Source organism: Mycobacterium sp. (assembly GCF_002863225.1).
Classification (GTDB): Bacteria; Actinomycetota; Actinomycetes; order Mycobacteriales; family Mycobacteriaceae; genus Mycobacterium.
The window spans coordinates 1-15,758 of sequence record NZ_PKEK01000076.1 but is presented as its reverse complement, the minus strand read 5'-3'; the positions used below and the strand labels follow the sequence as shown (position 1 = coordinate 15,758).

Below are 15,758 nucleotides of genomic sequence, written 5' to 3'. Positions count from 1 at the left end.
CCGTGAACGCGCCATTTCGCGCTGCCCCGCGCCGACACTGGGGCTGGCCGATCACCCTGGCCGCGCTCGTATGCGTGGCAGTCCTCTACGCCGCCACGCCCGCGTTGCACCGCAAGGTCGTCGTCTATCCGACCACTGACTTCAGCCAGCTGCCCACCGGGACCACCGCCACAAATCCACCCCGCTCCTGCGTGTCCTTACGGCGCGGAACCCGCGGCCCGGAGCTCTCCGCGCAGACATGCGGCTCACCGGCAAGCGCTCTGCGGGTGATCGCGCAGGTCAAAAGGACCGCCGACTGCGTCGCCGACGCCGATCTGAGTATCACTCAAGCAGCGGGGTCCGGATCCGGGGCGTTGTGTCTGGACTACGACTGGTCGCCCGGACAATGCCTGCGTATCACCGACACCGACGTCGCGAAAGTAAATTGCGCTCGGCCCGGCGCAATCCAACCAGATATTGCGATCATCGGCGCCGTCGATGTCTCATACTGCCGCGAAAGTGGAATCGCCCACCCCGTACGCCATTTCACCGTGTGCACCGTCACCGGCGACAAGGACTGCCCGAGGAACAGACATGACAGCTGAGCGGACCCAAGCCTTGGTGCAGGCCGCAGCCCTAGCCCTCATCCCCATCGCAAGCACGGTGCTGATGATTCTGTTGTGCACGCGCGCCGCCAACGGACGCCTCGCCCGCAACCAGTGGGTAGGCATCCGAACCCGAGCGACGATGCGCAACGACCAATCATGGGCTGCCGGCCACCGGGCAGCATTGCGCCTGACCCCGCTGCTCATCCTCATCAGCATCGCCGGATGCGTCGCCACCGCCTGGGCTGCGCTAGCGACCTCGAATCCAAACACCGTGATGCTGACCGGAATTGGCGTCGCAGCCCTCGTCGTGATCGTCCTGATCTACAGCGCAGTGCTAGCAAACAGAGCAGCTAACGCTGTCGGCTCCGCACCCCCAGGTCAACGACGGCAGTGAGGCGTCGACTTCTTGCCTGCCTGACCGTAATCGCGGTGGCCGGCGCCGCAATCCTGCATCACGCCCAGCACACGCCCGCGCCACCCGGCAGGCACGCGACACGCGCCCCCTACAGCACCTCCGATGTCGTCGAATACCTGCTGATGTCGAAGGGCCGCGTCGTCGACGAGCACCCCGACCTCAACAAAACCGGCGCCGCGATGGCGAAACTGTCTGATACCCAAGCCCTCAGCGTGGTCGAATCCATCACGCGCTGCGTCGACCACTTCGACGCGGCCGCAGGCCCGACACTGACCGCAGCGTTCAATTCCGCTGAGCCGCAACGCCTCGACAACGCTCTGCAGCGCTTCGAGACCGCCGCCCAGCACTGGGTCGAAGCGCCCCACAAACAAAACGACCCATGCCCGCCGCCGCCACCGCCGCCCTCCCGAGGCGGCCCCTACGACCCGGGGTCAGGAGCAGTGGAAATCACCGGCTATATCCACCTCGATTACGTCTTCGAGTCCTACGACGTCGTCGCCGGCGTCGCTACCCTGGCGTCCCTGGTCGCTCTCGTCGCAGGCCTAGCCACCGTGGTCATTCTCGGCGTCTTCGTCGTGCTGCTACTCGTTCCGGCCTTCGTGTTCTACGAATTTCAGTCCACTCCAACACCGTTGGACCGCCAGACAGAAATTGCGCGCCTAGTCCGCAGCCTCCGATCATGAAGCGAGCAGGCGCTAACACCGGCCACCGCAGGCCCGGGCGGCGCCGCATGACGACCACAGTGGTCGTGTCGACGATCTACATCGGTCTGCTTACCGCGATCGGCGCGGCGAGTCTTGTGGCCAGCGTGCCCCCCAACATCCTCTGGGGCCGAACGCAATTGCCAGAGCTACGGGCCAACTTGAACAAGATCGTCGGCCAGGACTTCGCGTTTTTCACCAGATCTCCTGAGACCGATGAGATCGACGCCTACCGGTTGACCGCCGAAGGGATTGGACCCAGTCTGCTGGTGACACCGCAAGCGCGCACGGCCAACCTGTGGGGGCTGTCGAGAAACCAGCGTGCGCAAGGCCCCGAGTTAGCGATCGTGCTGCGCGAAGTTCCGACTTCTAGCTGGATCGACTGCTCGACGCTCGATCGGTCGGCGTGCATTGCCGCACTGTTACGTGCGCCGAAAGCGCAGTTGCGCAACGACAGTCCCGTCCCCACGCTGTGCGGCGACGTTGCGCTCAGCATCGAAAGCACCACCAAGTGGGCCTATCGTGACGTGACCGACATGCGCTACAGCATCTCGCGCATCGCTGCCGCGGTCATCGGCTGTGAGCAGCAGGGTTAGGGCCGCGCCATGACCGCCGTCGTCCGCGCCGCCGTGGCCCGCGCGCTGCGCGCCGACTACCGGGGCCTCTGGTTCGCTGCGGGGCGCAGCACGCTGGCGTTGGCGACCGCCTCCGAGTTGATCTTCACCCACCCTGCGGCGCTGTTCACCCGGGTGGGGCCGGTCCGTGGCCCACTGTGCGCGCCGCATTCAGCGTCGCTGTTTTGCCTCGGCCAGCCGCACGACTACCTCGACGCCCGCCGGTGGATTGCGATCGCCGCGCTGCTGCTGGTGGCCAGCGGGTATAAACCTCGACTCACTGCGATCGTGCACCTGTGGATCGTCTTCTCTGTCAGCACCACGATCACACTGCCCGACGGCGGAGACGCCATCGCACTGATCGTGGTGCTGCTGATCACCCCCATGTGCCTGGCTGATCCGCGGCGGTGGCAGTGGTCTGCGGTGCGCACCCGCATGACTCCAACGGGCCGCGCGCTCGCCTACCTCAGTTTTTGGGCGCTGCGCCTGCAGATCGCCTACCTCTACGCCGACAGCGCCATCGCCAAAATGGGAGTCGCCGACTGGCAGAACGGCTCCGCGTTCTACTACTTCGTGCGAGACAAAATGTTCGGCTCAGCCGGTGTCACCGCCCCGCTGTGGCTATGGCTGTCCAACCACACGGTCACCACCCTGGCTGTCACATGGGGCACCATCATGCTCGAGCTGGCGATCGCCCTGTTCACCCTGCTGGATGCACGCTGGCGCATGATCGCCTTCTGGCTCTGCGCGGTCCTGCACACGCTGATCTTCCTCAGCATGGGGTTATGCAGCTTCTCGCTGGTCATGATCGGTGCTGCCGCGCTCACCGCAACCTGCCTCATCCACCCGCCGCGTCGACCACCGCACACTCGAGCGCCGGCAGACCGCAGAGATCCCGCCGCCGGACGCACAATAGAGGCCTCAGGGAGGTGAGCATGCACAACAATTCGATGGCAGCGGCCAACGCGCGCTACGGCCGCATCATCATGGGCGTCTACACCCTGGTCAACGTCGTGTTACTGGTATCTCTTGTCGTTGGAGCTTGGATTTTCACAGGCCGCGCCCACCACCATGAGATCGCGCCCAACACCACCCTCGGATTTCGTTCTCAAGCGACGTTGGCGTCGCTGCATGGCTGGTACGTTGCCCAGCGCGTCGGCTTCCAGTTCGTGGCTATCGCGGCCACCGCCGTCACCGCCGCCGTGCTGGCGACCATCGTGATCGCCTACCTTCGAGGGCCTAAACCTCTGTGGATCTTCGCCGCACCGGCTATCGGTGCCGCCGTGATCGCGCTGAGCTTCATGATCGCCGGCGAGCGCGCCGACGCAGCCGCGACCCACATCGAAACCCCCGCCGCGCCAACCCCTTCCATGTCGCAGTGAACCGTGAAGTGGTGCCTACGACGGGCGTCGGCCACCGACCAGAGGTGGAAGCCGCGGGACTTTGCCGCACTGCGTACAAACGCCGCGCGCGGGAGCGGACGAGGTTGTCTGGAGCCCGCAAATTGTTGTGCGGTGATCGCGAAAAGGCCCGGTAAGTTGGTGATCGCAGGTGTGCCCGCACCGAAAAAATCAGGCTGGCAAGGAGGGCAACGATGGCGGAGATCGATCAGCTGATCATCGAATCCCAGCAACAGCACCAGAGCTACAGCGAGCTCTACGGCCCAAACCCAGCCAGCGGCGCGGGATTTCGCGACCTGTCCGGCTCGGCCAAGCAACTGGTCGCACAGATCAACGACATCCGTGACGACATTCAAGCGCTGCAATTCTCGACGGAGGTGGTTCCGCGCTACGCGCAAGCCACCGCTGCTGACCACCGGCCGGTATCAACAACCGCGCATGTCACGCAGGTCGCGGCGCACACCACTGACCACAGCGCTCAGGTCATTCGCGACGGACTCGCCGCGATCCTGTCCAATGCGAATTCTGAACTCAACCAGATATCGGCCGTGCCCGATTACGACTCGCCAGAGGGACAAGCCGCGATCCTGGGCATCATCGCCGACCACCAGGCGCGATCAGCGGAAACAGTGACCCACTCAGCAGCTGCTCAGCAAGCTGCCGGCGCCCAGGCCGCCGCCAGCGCAGGCGGGCTCGGCGCTGCGCCCGCAGGCGCCGCCGCGGCAGCGGCCATGGGCGCCATGGTCCCCGCGCTCGCATCCGCCATGGCGGTGGCACCGCAAGCCGCCGCCGCGATGGTCCCTGCAGCAGCAGCATTAGCCAGCGCACCTATGGGCGCGCTATCCGCAGCCCGCCAGCCTGCCGGCAGCCACCCAGGCGCCTCGCACACCCAGCCCCCGCCAGCCCCAGCCGCGCAAGCAGGACCCGCGCCGAGCGCCGGCACATCACCGTCTGCTGGCCACGCATCGCCGGCACCTATGGGCCCGGCCGCCCCAAGCGCACCGCCCACCCCTCCCCACAGCGGAGACAGCTCCGAGAGCAGACAACACGTCCAACTAGCCGGCTTCGGGACAGGCCAGCATCCGCCGCAAACACCCGCGCCGCCCGACCCGCCACACGGCCAGGACCCGCGCTACTGGCTCGACACCAAGCAGATCCTGACCCTGCCACCCGGCCAGCTGCCACCCGCTGGATACACCCAGATCGGGCCCGGAATGTACTATCCCTCAACAGATCCCGGATATTTCGCGCTACCACCCCCACCGCCTGCACAACTGCCGGTCGACATGCGCGACATCCTGCACCTACCACCTGGGCAACTGCCGCCACCGGGCTATCAGCAGATGGCACCCGGAACATACTTCCCCGTACCCCACGGCTCAGACGTTCCCGGGCCATGGCCAACGCCGAAACAGCCCATCGACGTTCGCGACATCATCCACCTGAAACCCGGCGAATTGCTTCCCTCGCCCGGGTACATCGAATTCGCACCCGGCTGGTACGCACCGAATGTCAACTCGCCCAACGTATCCGGCGGGCCGCGGTGAATACCACCACACGGCTGGTCGGCGGGTGATTTGTGTTGCATTCGAATGGGGCGATTTCGCTTCGTGAGCTTGAACGGAGAGGGCCCCGGCAGCTGCGGCATATCTTCGCGCCACCGATCCATTCAAGCTGGCGGCGCTAATAAGTGACCCTCTAACGCGCACTAACAAAACAACCTGCTATGAATCAAAAGGGTGGCAGCGCTACAGAAATCGCGCTCGCCCCACAACGGCTACGCAATCACCATCGTCCGTCGACCCGCCCTCGCGTCGCAACCGCCGTTGAAGCGATCCTCATTTCACATCCCGCAGGGCAAAGTAAGGCAGCCTCGACGTATAGGCGGATTTGCCCGTTGCTCACGAAAGCGCCCTACTAGTAGTGCCTTTCGCGAAGCGGGGTCGGCTCAGTGATCTGGTAATTCCGTCACTAATGATGACGCATCGGGCCCATACTGGCCGGGTGTCGTTAATTGGTAACGATCCCGGTCTGTGGCCCTACGCATTCGGAATGGACAAACCGCCGAAGTGGGCGATGCCGTGGGTGAGACCAGGGGTGCTGGCCCAGCAGGCGCTCGCTGTGTTGCCGTCGCCGCTGTGCGCATGCGCGACCGGTTTCACGTTCGACGCCGAAGACTTCTATGAGACGACTTACGACGAGGACGACCCCCCACTCCGGCTCACAGCCGTGGAGAAATCCATTCGGGAACTCGGGGAGCGGATGGAATGGCGTATCGAGCGAGTCTGGGCACTTGACGACGAGTCCACTCCCGAAGAGACCGCAGCATACGAGAAGGGAGTAAAGCGCGTAGCCGAGTGCGACATCAACCCTCGCTGTCTCGATGACTACAGCCTGAGAGCGTGGGAGCTACTCGCGACGGTCGGATACGACGACGATAATCCCGACTGGAAACTCGGCTCTGATGCCGAATCCCTGGAAGCCCATAGCGCTGCCCTCGAGTGGGTCCAAGCCGGCGTCGTTGTACTCCAGCAGAGTCTTCCGTGGCCGTTCGTAGACGTCTTGCCCTGGAGCGTCATCGACAACCGCCCCGCTCATCGCGTGCTTTACGCCTACGGCTCCTTGCTGGCCATGAGATCAATGGCTCAAGCGAGACCGTGGTTTCGGGCAATGCTCTACATGAATCCCATCGACAATCTCGGCGTTCGATATGCCCTTTGAAATGCCTTACGAGCCTGCGTTATTCGGCCCGCTTTGAGTCGCGCTTATCGACATGGATTAAGTCACTATTGGTTGGGCGAGGTTCGCTGCTCGGGCTGTCCAGCAAGCCGCGCGCCTAGGAACTTAGCGCCGTACGGGGCCCATACACGAGGTTCGAGTTGCTGGCCAAACTTTCGACTGCCGGGGGCCGCTTTTGCCCGAGCAATAACCACCACGCTATCCCTGCCCTCGCGCCTACCGGGCCGGCTGATAGGCCGGAGTGCGGCTGAGCGGATGCAGGTATGGCGGCCGGATTGAGGCCGTGCCGAGTGGTCCTGTGGCGAGGGTGGTGTCAGTGATGCAGCGAGGTGGCGTGGTGCGGCCCAGGACGCCAGGCTCGTGTTCGTGGCCTGCGCGCCATTCGTTGAGCTCGGGGGTCGGCTGGACGTCCCAGTGTGCAACGAGGCCTTCACCGACGCCTCGGTGTTTCCCGATGGACGGCAGGTCTGCCAATAAGTCACGAATCTGATCAGGATCGCCGACCGCGCGCCACGTCAAAGCTGTTGCGGGGTGGGCGATGACAGGCACCACGCGTCGTTGGTAGCGGCCGGCGCTGTCGGAGACCACTTGGCGGCCGATCGAGGGGTTGAGGTGTTGAAGGCGGGTGCGGTCCGTTCGTGATGTGCGCCAACGGATGTCGGGTTCGATGGCGGCAGTGGTTTGTGGGTGAAGGTCGGCGAAGGTCGCCATCCAGTGCCAGTCGTCGTCGCGGTCGGGGTCACCGCAGCGGGCGAGGGGAAGCTCGATTGCTTGCGGGGTTTTGTCGGGGTGGTAGTGGAGGGTGCTGCCAGTGGCGCGGGCCGCCCATTTGTGGCGGTGCCAAAGCGCCGAAGCGAGGAGTCCGTCGAGGGCGATTCCCCACGGTCGGGAAAGCACAACACCGTGTGGTGTGGTGGCAGTGATCTGGAGCGGGATCACGTTGTGCCTAGGCGAGTTTGGTGAGGGCGGCGATGGCTTCATCGCGGTGAGCGGCTAGCTCCATCGCCCACTCGAGGGTGTCGGTGGGAGCTGGCCCGCGTAGAACGGTGGTGGAGAAGTTGGCGGTGACTTGTCCGTGGCCAGAGGCGATGCGTCCGCCTAGATGTCCGTGATTGGCGAAGCTGCTCAGGACGTCGTGGAAGAAAGCGGCTTGGGTAGCGGTGGCGTTGGTAAGCCTCGCCCAGCTTTGCAAGCGGGTGCCGGCAGGCAGTGTTTCTACGCCGAATCGTCCTAGGGGGCTGCTGTTTTCGTCGGCGTCTGCGACCGGCGGTCTGGCAGTGGTGGGTCGGTGATCGTTGAGGTGGCTGAATGATTCTTCCGCCAGGCCGAGAACCGCTGGCAGGCAGGCGGAGTGGGGTGAACGCGGTAGCAGATGGGCAAGTTCTTCGATTTCGGGAAGTACTTTGCCGACGGTCAAAAGTCCGGACATGATGCGCCCCGAGGCAGCGCCACCGAACACTGCGATCTGAGGTATGAGCGCCTTGAGGTGACGCTCTTCTTCATCGGTTAGCGGGCGGGCGGCTTTTGCGAGGCGCCCGCCGTTGGAGAGCAGATGGGCTGCGGGAATAGGTAGCGCGGCGCCTTCGTAGTCCAGGATGGCCGCCGTCAGGGATTCTCCGATACGTCGCAAAATGCCGCGAAAGCTGCTGCCGGACACGATCGGAACCTGAAGGACGTCACCTGTGGGGCTGATTATTTTTTCGCGGCGAAACAGGGCGAAGTTGTCGGTGCCCGTGGAGCTGTAGTCCTCGCGGTGCACGATCGAGGAGCGGGCCATGATGTCAATGTCGAAGTGAAGACTGATCAGGCTCATTGGCGGCTAGCTTCTCGTTGTTCGGCCACAGCGTCGCGGATGATACGCACCCGGAGCAGCAACGCTGGAAGGCTGTCGCGTAGGGCGGCGATGACGGGCAGGGGCGGTTGACGCAGTAGCGCCGCCAGCTCGAGGCGGCGGTCGCGCTGGCGCGGCGCTGGGGCGCCTAATTGAACGGAGATATCGGACCACCAGCGATCGAGAGTGTCGGCGCGGTAGGCCGCACGACGAACGCGGCTGGGCAACAGTTCATCCCAGTACGTTTTGCGGTATTTCGGATCAGCCAACCAGCTGGTTTCCCAGTCGATTCCGAAGTGCAGCAACAACAGAAGCCGCTCAGCGATCGCTGGCGGCCCGGTGAGGGGATCGAGGTCGGGCACCGTTGACTGCCAGGCTTGGGTAGGAGTTAGTACCGCAGTCATGTCCGAAGCGTAACGGCGACCCACGTCACCACTTCACGGGAATTTGGCTAGGTGCCCGGCGGATTGGTCAGGACTCTCGCAGCAGCCCACAGCGGGGGAATTGCCCGCCACGGGCGAAGCCCTTCCCAGGCCTGCAGCAAGCCTGCCCATCGCTCGCCGGGGAGTTTCTTGAGGAGTGCCGGCGGCGGCGCACCGCGGCATACCTGCGGCCACGTCGCGCCGAGCTCGCTGCGCAGCCAGATCAGGTCGGTCAATCGTGTCGCAGCTTGGGTGCCCCAAGGCGTGACGAGTCCGTCAGTGGCTACATGCCCCCACTCGGCGGTCGGCAAGATGTGCCGGCGGCGAGCAGTGGGCAGCACCACCGCCTGGGTGGTCGACAATGGGCCCAGAGTCAGGACGGCGCCGAGATCGGAGCCCATGGAGTACTCCGTGACTGCGGTGTCAGTGATCAACAGACAAGGCTGGGTCGTCGGCTGTCGGCTGTATGCCCAAGCGCATGGCACGCACAGTCGCCGAGATCCAAACGGCCAGGCGTCGAAACCGGTGAATTTCTCCGAGATGATGCGAGCGCTGGTCACGGTGGGGCCGTTCTGTCCGCAGCGCCCGCACAGCCCCTCGACCGGTTCGGGCGCGTCCACAGCAGGGCTCCCGGCGAAGATCCAAGCGGTGGCAGCAGGATCGGAGAGCATGCTCGGACGATACGGGCACTGAATCGGCAGAGCGGTGGCAACGGCTCCTGAGTCCGCGGTCCAGACGGCGGCTGTGCGCATGGGCGTGACCGCAGTACTCGAATTGTCGCGAATGAGCGGCGCGCGCCACTGGTAGCTTCAAATGCACGACACGCACACAGGGACTGGGTGAGGGTTTCACCCGATGCGGCGGCGGCTTCGGCGGTTGGCTGACAACTGGCCAGTGCCGCCGCCGTCATCGTCTCCCCAACGACATCCGGTGACGGGGTCAGGCTGTTGCCGCAACCTCGTGTCCAACTCAGCTCGTACACTCCGAACTGTCCGACCCAGCAACGGGAGAACGCGTGGGTGCCAAGACCGCCAGACCAAACCGGGAGGTACCCGTCGCTGTCGACGTCGAAGGCGGGGTGATCTCTGCGCGCGACGTCAAGGCGGCCCGCGAAGTAGCCCAGGATGCGATGACAGAGCGCGAGTTTCAGCGTCTTGCCAACCGGGTCGTCGACGAGCTGCGCGACGACGACCCGGGCCTGACGAGGGCCGCGCGGGACAGGGACCGATCCACGCCACGCGACGCCAGCCACGTCGACTCCGACCGGCTACGCGGCGCGTTGCCCGGCCGCGAAGAGTTCCGCGAAACACTCAGCGGTCGGCAACGCAAGCTGCGGTCCGCAGTGAAGAACAAAGTGATGGCGGCAGCGCCGGCATCACAGCACGCCGCCATCGGCAGCATGCTCACCGCCGAGGATCCCACTGAGTGGCGACGCATCAACGGAGGCCTGCACCACTCGGCAGGCGACGCCCAACAACTCGCCGATGTCGATCGCGCAAAAGTGCAGCGGCTTGATCGGGCGATCCAGTCTTACGAGCGGCTCAACGACCGCACCCACCGGGTATACGTCGCCGTGGATTTGCCCGATACCGTTGCCGACGTCACCAAGCCCGAAGACCTTCCCGACAGCCTGCAGCCGGGGTCGACGATCGCCTTCGACCAGTTCACCCTCACCCGGCATAACCTGCACGAGACACCCGGTCACGACAGCGCCCGGCATGTGGTGTTCGAAGTTGTGACCAGCCGAGGCATGTATCTCGGGCGTTCAGACAGCGTCGAGGACACCCCCCACCTGCTGCCCAGGGGGATGGAATTCGATGTCGCATCAGCAGAACACGTCGCCTACGCCACTCAGTCCGGAGGCTTCAACGAACGCCTCGTCATACAACTCAAGGAGCGGTGATGACACGCCCCGACTGGACAGTGCACCCCAACCGACTCAGCGTGGTCGAAGACCACGAAAGTCCCAACGGCCGCTTCCGGCCGATAACAAGGCTGCGCCCACGGGCATCGACATCAACCTGTCTGGCGCGAGTCGAGCTGCCCCGCGACCTATCTCATCTCGCCGACCCCGACGGTGCTGTCACGTTCGGCGGTAAGGATTGGTGGTTTGTGGTCGGCGCCGCTCGGACGTTCGCGCGGACCCATGTCAACCCCGAGGTACCGCCGCCGTTCGGGTTCACCCGGGCCGGCAAGTGGTGGTGGTGGGATCACACCAGCTCCGACGACTCGATCCTCGAGGATGAGGGAGCCATTGATTATGTCCGGGAATACCTTGGCGTGCTTTTCCCCACGCTCGCTGTGACCGTGACTGACAACCGGTGACGTCGACCCCGTCGGGGTTAGACCTGGCCACGTTGCGCGGCGTCGCCGCTCGGCGGCGCGGACCCGATACTCACCGGCCGTTGCTCGATCGCATCGCCGCCCACCTCGATGCCCACGACGGGTTCGTGTCCTGGAGTGGCGGCAAAGACTCCACCGTCGTCGTCGATCTCGCCCGACAGGTCGACCCCCACATCCCCGTCGTGTTCTTCGACAGCGGTCTGCAATTCCCTGAGACCCTGCGGTACTTAGACGATCTCGCCGACCGCTGGCGACTGAACTATCAGGTCATCGCCGCGGATCCGGATCTGTTGACGGTTCTGATCGCCGGAGGCGGCTTCGATCACCACGCGGTGGACCGGCGTCTAGGCGGGCAGCTGGCCGACATCATGATCACCGGGCCGGCAGCCGAAGCTCACCGCCGCCACGGTCAGGGATCGCTCTGGGGTGTGCGCGCCGAAGAATCCTACGGCCGACGGATGCTATACCGGCGGGCGTTGGGAGCCCATGCGGCCAAACAGCTTTCGCGTCAAGACATCCGCGCCCGGCACGGCGGTGTGGTGACACGTAATGACGGCACAATCACCTACGGGCCGATCTGGGACTGGCAGCGATCCCACGTTTTCGGATACCTCGCCGGACGCGGAATCGAACCAAACCCGCTGTACCGCAGGCTCGCTAAGCTAGGTGTGCCTCAGCAGCAGATCCGCGTGGACTCGATTATTGATGCCTCCAAGCTGTCCAACGGACACATTGCCTGGTTACAGAATGGGTGGCCGGACCTGTTTGACCGCCTGGCGCAGGCGCTGCCCAGGCTCCAAGAATGGGTCTGACGTCACCGCCGGCTGCTAACATGGGCGATGTAGATGGACTAGCCGAAGGGGCAGGTCCGGTCACTCCGGAAGGGAGCTGAAATCATGAGCGTCGCACTGGCAGAATTACTGCTGGCCGGCGATCTGGAGGACACCATTAACGAGCAGCCCTACCTGTGGTCGGACCTGCTCGCGCGTCGCAACGCGCTCGGCCTCCAGGTCGAAGATCTTGTCACTGTGCTTCGGGTGGATCTGCGGAAGTACCGCTCCCGCGAGACCGGCGCCCTTGACGTTGGTTTTGATCTGGTCGATGAACTGATCGCTATGGAGCACTTTGTCTCGAGCGAAACCGAGCGGCTGATGCTAGCCGCGCCGCCTGCGGGCACCATCATTTTGCACGCGGTCGTCGACCAGACGGAATTTGAGAGCAGCTACCCCAGCGCGCGGACCACGCGGGATTTGGTGCCCTACCCGCTGTCGTTGCAGCACGTCGCGGTCGGTCGCGCCGCGGCGGCGCTGACCCGGCAGGGCCGCGATGTCGAGGTCCACCGAGGTGATCGGCGGGCCGATCTCACCACGCGCCGGCTCGCCGTCGGCTTGCTCAAGGACGAAACGGCCCGGCTGTTGGGTCTTGATGGCAAGAAGTACGCGAAGTTCGAGCGCAGCACCGCCGCGCCCCCTGCAGGCCTGCTGGCGGAGCTGCAGGCGGTCGACGACTTCATCGACGCGAACGCTGCCGTGCTGGAGGTTGCCGACCTTGATGCAGCCAGCGTGGTGCTCGTGGTTGACGATCAGTCAGATTTTGTTCGGGCCTACCCGCAGGCTCGCACGCTGCGGGACGGCACACCCTACCCTCGCCGGGTTCACCGCGTGGCAGCCGCTCGACGCGCGAGGATGATCGAGGCATCGGGCAGCTCAGCGCGGATCGCCGTCGACCGTTAGGTCAGGGGCAAGTGCCGCGGTGCCGGCGCAGTAAAGATACAGCAGACGCGCGGCAAGCGATCCGCGCTCTGGTCATCTCAGATGCTGGGCCTGATTTCGGCGGCCGCACACTGGGCGAGGTCGCCGCGCAGCGCGATGTCGATGTGCTGATCACCGCCGGTGATCTTCACCGCACCGACCTCGCTGGCGCCGATCAACTGTCGATTCCTGCGATCGGGGTGGACGGAAACCACTGTGATCGACGCTATTTGAGCGACCTCGGTATGACCGACCTGCACCTGGCCGCCGTCGACATCGCCGGATTGATGTTCACAGGCCTCCAGGGCTGCGTGCGATACAAACGGGGCAGCAGCGCCGTCCATTACAGCCAAAGCGAGTACTGCTCACTGGTCGACCAGCTTCCGACGGCTGACGTCATCGTGTCGCATTGCCCGCCGGCCGGAATCAAACGATCATCCAGATGCTCCCGCGCTCGTCGGCATCACCGCGTTGCGGTCCTGGCTGGAAAATATGGGGCCACGATTTCTCATCCACGGGCACACTTACCCCAAAGCCCTTCCATGGTTTACCGCCAAACCCGGGTCGAATACGTCTACGGGTCAAGAATTCTGACTATTTGAGGGCGCGGTTGTTGCCGGCGGTGCGCGAGGTCCAGTATTCGCGGAGGCTGGCGATCCGGCCGCCTTCGATTTCAAGGATGGCGACTTCACGCATGAGCTTGCGGCGGCCGTCAACCAGGTCGTCGAAGTTTGCTTCCCATTCGGGGATCGCTGTCGCTTGGCTGGTGTCCCAATAGAGATTGAGTAACTTTGCTTCGATATTAGACTGCCCCGCAATGACTTTCGTCTCCCAGTAGCGGCGTATGCCAATCGACACCTCGGATGGGTGCGTCAAGAACCCGCTCGTGGTAGGTCGCACCAGGAGTGAAGATTGTGACAATCAGATCAGCGTCCTGGGTCATCCACGCCCGCAGGTAGATCTCGATGGTCGCTCGAAGCTCAGGCAGCGTGCCGGTCATCAAGCGCTCCACGGGTTCTCGACAGGACGGGAATGCGTGAACATTGCTGCTGTGCAGATGCGCAGCTCACGCACAGTCACCTACCGTGCTACCCCAGCTGCGCAATAAGCGCGTTGATGGCGGCGACTGCATCAGGTGCGACGTGTCGCTCTGCCTCGGCGTCGAGCATCGCCTGCGGGGCAACGCCGGCAGCGTTGGCAGCCTCGTCGATGCTGAGTTCACCACGATGGCGTAAACCGTAGAGCCGTTGCCCGAGAGTCGCTGTGGGCGATTTTGCGGCTCGCAGCATCAGTTCGTTATAGCGCCGGCGAACCGTGCCGAGCGCGCGTGCCGCTGACGGTGTTCCGCGGGCGACTCGAGCGGCGTTGGCGGCCACCGATTCGAGTTTGCGCAAATCAGCCAGAATTGGCGTCACCCGAGCGGTGAATTCTGGGTCCTGGGGACCGGGTAAGGCGTCAGCTGCGGTGTTGATGCCGTGCATGGCCAACTCGACGACCTCGGCCATGTGACCTGCCTGGATCGAGTCAGTCAGGACGTCGGTGACCTCATCGCGCTGTACTGGCTGTTGGCCGTTGCGGATTCGAGTGATCGTGCCGGTCGGCCAGTCCAGTGATTCCTCCAGCCGGGCCAGGGTGCCGCGGCGTGGCCAGCTCCGCCCCTTCTCAAACGCGATCAAGGTCCCGGCGCTGATCACTTTGTCTCTGGCCAGGCTGCGCTGGGTGAGGTCGAGTTCCTGACGGCGAGCGGCAACCGCGGCGCCGGCCCGTGCTACGTCAGGATCTGTTTCGGAGAGTTCGTCCCAGCTGTCGTCGTCGGTGTCGGCTGCCACCGGCTCAGAGGCTGCCGATGTTTCCGAGGTGTCAACAGGCTCGAGGGTCACCGCGATTCCCTCGGCGTCGCCGAGGTGCAGTGTTGTCGGGCCGGTAATCACCAGCGAGTGGCGTTGTACGCCGTCGACGAACATGCCGTTCGTACTGGTGTCGACGATATGCCAGCCGTCTTGGTGGGGTTCGAGCCGAACGTGAGCGCGTGAGATTCGCGCATCGTTAATGCGAATTGCCGATGCAGGGTCTCTGCCGATGACGGCCGCCCCGTTGGCGGGGTTCACCGTATGAATCTGCCCTCCGACCTGGACTGCGATGGGGCACGCCGCGGCGAGCTGGTCAGTGGTCAACGAGCGCTCCTCAAATGATGCACGGGCCGCGGATAGATGCGGATCCGACGAACTACTCGAAGCATATGCTACTGCTTCACTGCTGCGAACGCTAGCGTGGGGGCTAAGCAGCGTGGGCTTTTTGAAGCAGCGCTAGTCGGCATTTCTGCCGCGTTCGACTTCGGCGATGCCGGTCCAAGCGTCCTAAGAGCTAGGTTTTTACCCCTGGATGGTGGGCAATTATAGGTCTGGGCTCTCCCGCTCGCATGCTGCAACTTGTTGGATGTGCTTCAATTTAGTTGTTGCAACATTGAAGCGCCCGCGCTACTGTTTCGCTCAGGACAGCGTGAACGCGCCGCATCAGAAGAGGGAACGCCATGACTGCTATCGCCGTATCGCTCACCGCGGTATCCGAGGAATACGTCCCGGTCTGCACTACCGACCCGGAACGCTGGACCACGCATCCGGACGACGAGGCCAAAGCGCTGTGCCGGGGCTGCCCACTTCGCTGGCGTTGCGCGCGCGAAGCATGGGAGACACCGGCCTCCGAGGGGTTATGGGCTGGAGTGGTCATTCCGGAGTCGGTTCGCGGCCGCGACTTCGCAATGCGTCAATTGCGCTCTCTGGCCGCCCATGGCGGATACCCGGTGCGGCCCGGCTACCGCGCCCGCCGGCGGCTTGTCAACGACGGCCGAAAATTGACCCCCTTTCGACGGTTGAAAATTGACCCCCTTGGTGTTCATTCTTCGGTGGCCGATCCCGGGACTCGCCCGAGATCGCGGTCTTTGATGCGGTAAGAGTC

General features: G+C 64.3%; 19 protein-coding genes and 1 pseudogene. 13 read left to right on the top strand and 7 right to left on the bottom strand.

The genetic code is table 11. The features are described from left to right. Nucleotides 1-2 precede the first annotated feature (2 nt). From CYU59_RS23270 to CYU59_RS23235, 8 genes are all read left to right on the top strand, one after another. On the top strand, nucleotides 3-584 hold the full coding sequence (locus CYU59_RS23270; RefSeq protein ID WP_293003254.1) for a hypothetical protein: 582 nt from the start codon (nucleotides 3-5) through the stop codon (nucleotides 582-584). Next, nucleotides 574-981 carry an SdpI family protein gene (locus CYU59_RS23265; RefSeq protein WP_293003252.1) on the top strand — a complete coding sequence of 136 codons (408 nt, stop codon included), beginning with the start codon at nucleotides 574-576 and terminating at the stop codon, nucleotides 979-981. Before CYU59_RS23270 ends, CYU59_RS23265 begins: the two co-directional genes overlap by 11 nt. Before the next feature lie 35 nt (nucleotides 982-1,016). Further along, nucleotides 1,017-1,685: a hypothetical protein gene (locus tag CYU59_RS23260; RefSeq protein ID WP_293003250.1), complete on the top strand. Its 669-nt coding sequence runs from the start codon at nucleotides 1,017-1,019 to the stop codon at nucleotides 1,683-1,685. 47 nt (nucleotides 1,686-1,732) lie between these two features. Next, entirely contained in the window at nucleotides 1,733-2,299 is a 567-nt protein-coding gene (locus tag CYU59_RS23255) for an SdpA family antimicrobial peptide system protein (RefSeq protein WP_293003248.1), read from the top strand. Between the two features lie 9 nt (nucleotides 2,300-2,308). Further along, nucleotides 2,309-3,250: a sporulation-delaying protein SdpB family protein gene (locus CYU59_RS23250; protein WP_293003246.1), complete on the top strand. Its 942-nt coding sequence runs from the start codon at nucleotides 2,309-2,311 to the stop codon at nucleotides 3,248-3,250. Between the two features lie 2 nt (nucleotides 3,251-3,252). After that, nucleotides 3,253-3,699, top strand: a complete 447-nt coding sequence (locus tag CYU59_RS23245) for a hypothetical protein (protein ID WP_293003243.1) — start codon at nucleotides 3,253-3,255, stop codon at nucleotides 3,697-3,699. 212 nt (nucleotides 3,700-3,911) lie between these two features. Further along, a complete protein-coding gene (locus CYU59_RS23240; RefSeq protein ID WP_293003240.1) occupies nucleotides 3,912-5,264 on the top strand; it encodes a hypothetical protein in 1,353 nt (450 codons plus the stop codon). 505 nt (nucleotides 5,265-5,769) lie between these two features. Then, nucleotides 5,770-6,438 (top strand): hypothetical protein, encoded by a 669-nt coding sequence (locus CYU59_RS23235; protein WP_293003238.1) that lies wholly within the window; start codon nucleotides 5,770-5,772, stop codon nucleotides 6,436-6,438. A gap of 234 nt (nucleotides 6,439-6,672) precedes the next feature. Here CYU59_RS23235 and CYU59_RS23230 read toward each other — a convergent pair whose 3' ends face one another. The 4 genes from CYU59_RS23230 to CYU59_RS23215 are packed head-to-tail and all read right to left on the bottom strand — an operon-like array spanning nucleotide 6,673 to nucleotide 9,143. Continuing rightward, nucleotides 6,673-7,395, bottom strand: coding sequence for a hypothetical protein (locus CYU59_RS23230; RefSeq protein WP_293003236.1), 723 nt, complete (start codon nucleotides 7,393-7,395; stop codon nucleotides 6,673-6,675). A 7-nt stretch (nucleotides 7,396-7,402) separates the two neighbouring features. Beyond that, entirely contained in the window at nucleotides 7,403-8,269 is an 867-nt protein-coding gene (locus CYU59_RS23225) for an RAMP superfamily CRISPR-associated protein (protein WP_293003234.1), read from the bottom strand. Then, nucleotides 8,266-8,691: a hypothetical protein gene (locus tag CYU59_RS23220; protein WP_293003232.1), complete on the bottom strand. Its 426-nt coding sequence runs from the start codon at nucleotides 8,689-8,691 to the stop codon at nucleotides 8,266-8,268. Before CYU59_RS23220 ends, CYU59_RS23225 begins: the two co-directional genes overlap by 4 nt. A gap of 47 nt (nucleotides 8,692-8,738) precedes the next feature. Further along, a complete protein-coding gene (locus CYU59_RS23215; RefSeq protein ID WP_293003230.1) occupies nucleotides 8,739-9,143 on the bottom strand; it encodes a hypothetical protein in 405 nt (134 codons plus the stop codon). A 581-nt stretch (nucleotides 9,144-9,724) separates the two neighbouring features. Between CYU59_RS23215 and CYU59_RS23210 the strand changes: the two genes are divergently transcribed. The 4 genes from CYU59_RS23210 (at nucleotide 9,725) to CYU59_RS23195 (ending at nucleotide 12,785) form a co-directional block, all read left to right on the top strand. Beyond that, nucleotides 9,725-10,612, top strand: coding sequence for a hypothetical protein (locus tag CYU59_RS23210; RefSeq protein WP_293003228.1), 888 nt, complete (start codon nucleotides 9,725-9,727; stop codon nucleotides 10,610-10,612). Next, nucleotides 10,612-11,034 (top strand): hypothetical protein, encoded by a 423-nt coding sequence (locus CYU59_RS23205; protein WP_293003226.1) that lies wholly within the window; start codon nucleotides 10,612-10,614, stop codon nucleotides 11,032-11,034. Before CYU59_RS23210 ends, CYU59_RS23205 begins: the two co-directional genes overlap by 1 nt. Then, nucleotides 11,031-11,864 carry a phosphoadenosine phosphosulfate reductase family protein gene (locus CYU59_RS23200; RefSeq protein ID WP_293003224.1) on the top strand — a complete coding sequence of 278 codons (834 nt, stop codon included), beginning with the start codon at nucleotides 11,031-11,033 and terminating at the stop codon, nucleotides 11,862-11,864. The genes CYU59_RS23205 and CYU59_RS23200 overlap by 4 nt, the downstream gene beginning before the upstream one ends. Before the next feature lie 84 nt (nucleotides 11,865-11,948). Further along, nucleotides 11,949-12,785, top strand: coding sequence for a hypothetical protein (locus CYU59_RS23195; protein ID WP_293003222.1), 837 nt, complete (start codon nucleotides 11,949-11,951; stop codon nucleotides 12,783-12,785). A 77-nt stretch (nucleotides 12,786-12,862) separates the two neighbouring features. Here the strand turns inward: CYU59_RS23195 and CYU59_RS23190 are convergent, their stop codons facing one another. The 3 genes from CYU59_RS23190 to CYU59_RS23180 all read right to left on the bottom strand — a co-directional run bounded on the left by CYU59_RS23190 (nucleotide 12,863) and on the right by CYU59_RS23180 (nucleotide 14,977). Next, a complete protein-coding gene (locus tag CYU59_RS23190; protein ID WP_293003220.1) occupies nucleotides 12,863-13,156 on the bottom strand; it encodes a hypothetical protein in 294 nt (97 codons plus the stop codon). A 241-nt stretch (nucleotides 13,157-13,397) separates the two neighbouring features. Then, the gene (locus CYU59_RS23185; protein WP_293003218.1) at nucleotides 13,398-13,679 is read right to left on the bottom strand and encodes a nuclear transport factor 2 family protein; all 282 of its coding nucleotides are present in this window, start codon (nucleotides 13,677-13,679) and stop codon (nucleotides 13,398-13,400) included. Between the two features lie 212 nt (nucleotides 13,680-13,891). Further along, nucleotides 13,892-14,977 (bottom strand): FHA domain-containing protein, encoded by a 1,086-nt coding sequence (locus CYU59_RS23180; protein WP_293003216.1) that lies wholly within the window; start codon nucleotides 14,975-14,977, stop codon nucleotides 13,892-13,894. Nucleotides 14,978-15,333: 356 nt separating this feature from the next. Between CYU59_RS23180 and CYU59_RS23175 the strand changes: the two are divergent. Continuing rightward, nucleotides 15,334-15,609: pseudogene (locus CYU59_RS23175) on the top strand (WhiB family transcriptional regulator); the annotation flags it as partial. Between the last annotated feature and the right edge of the window lie 149 nt (nucleotides 15,610-15,758).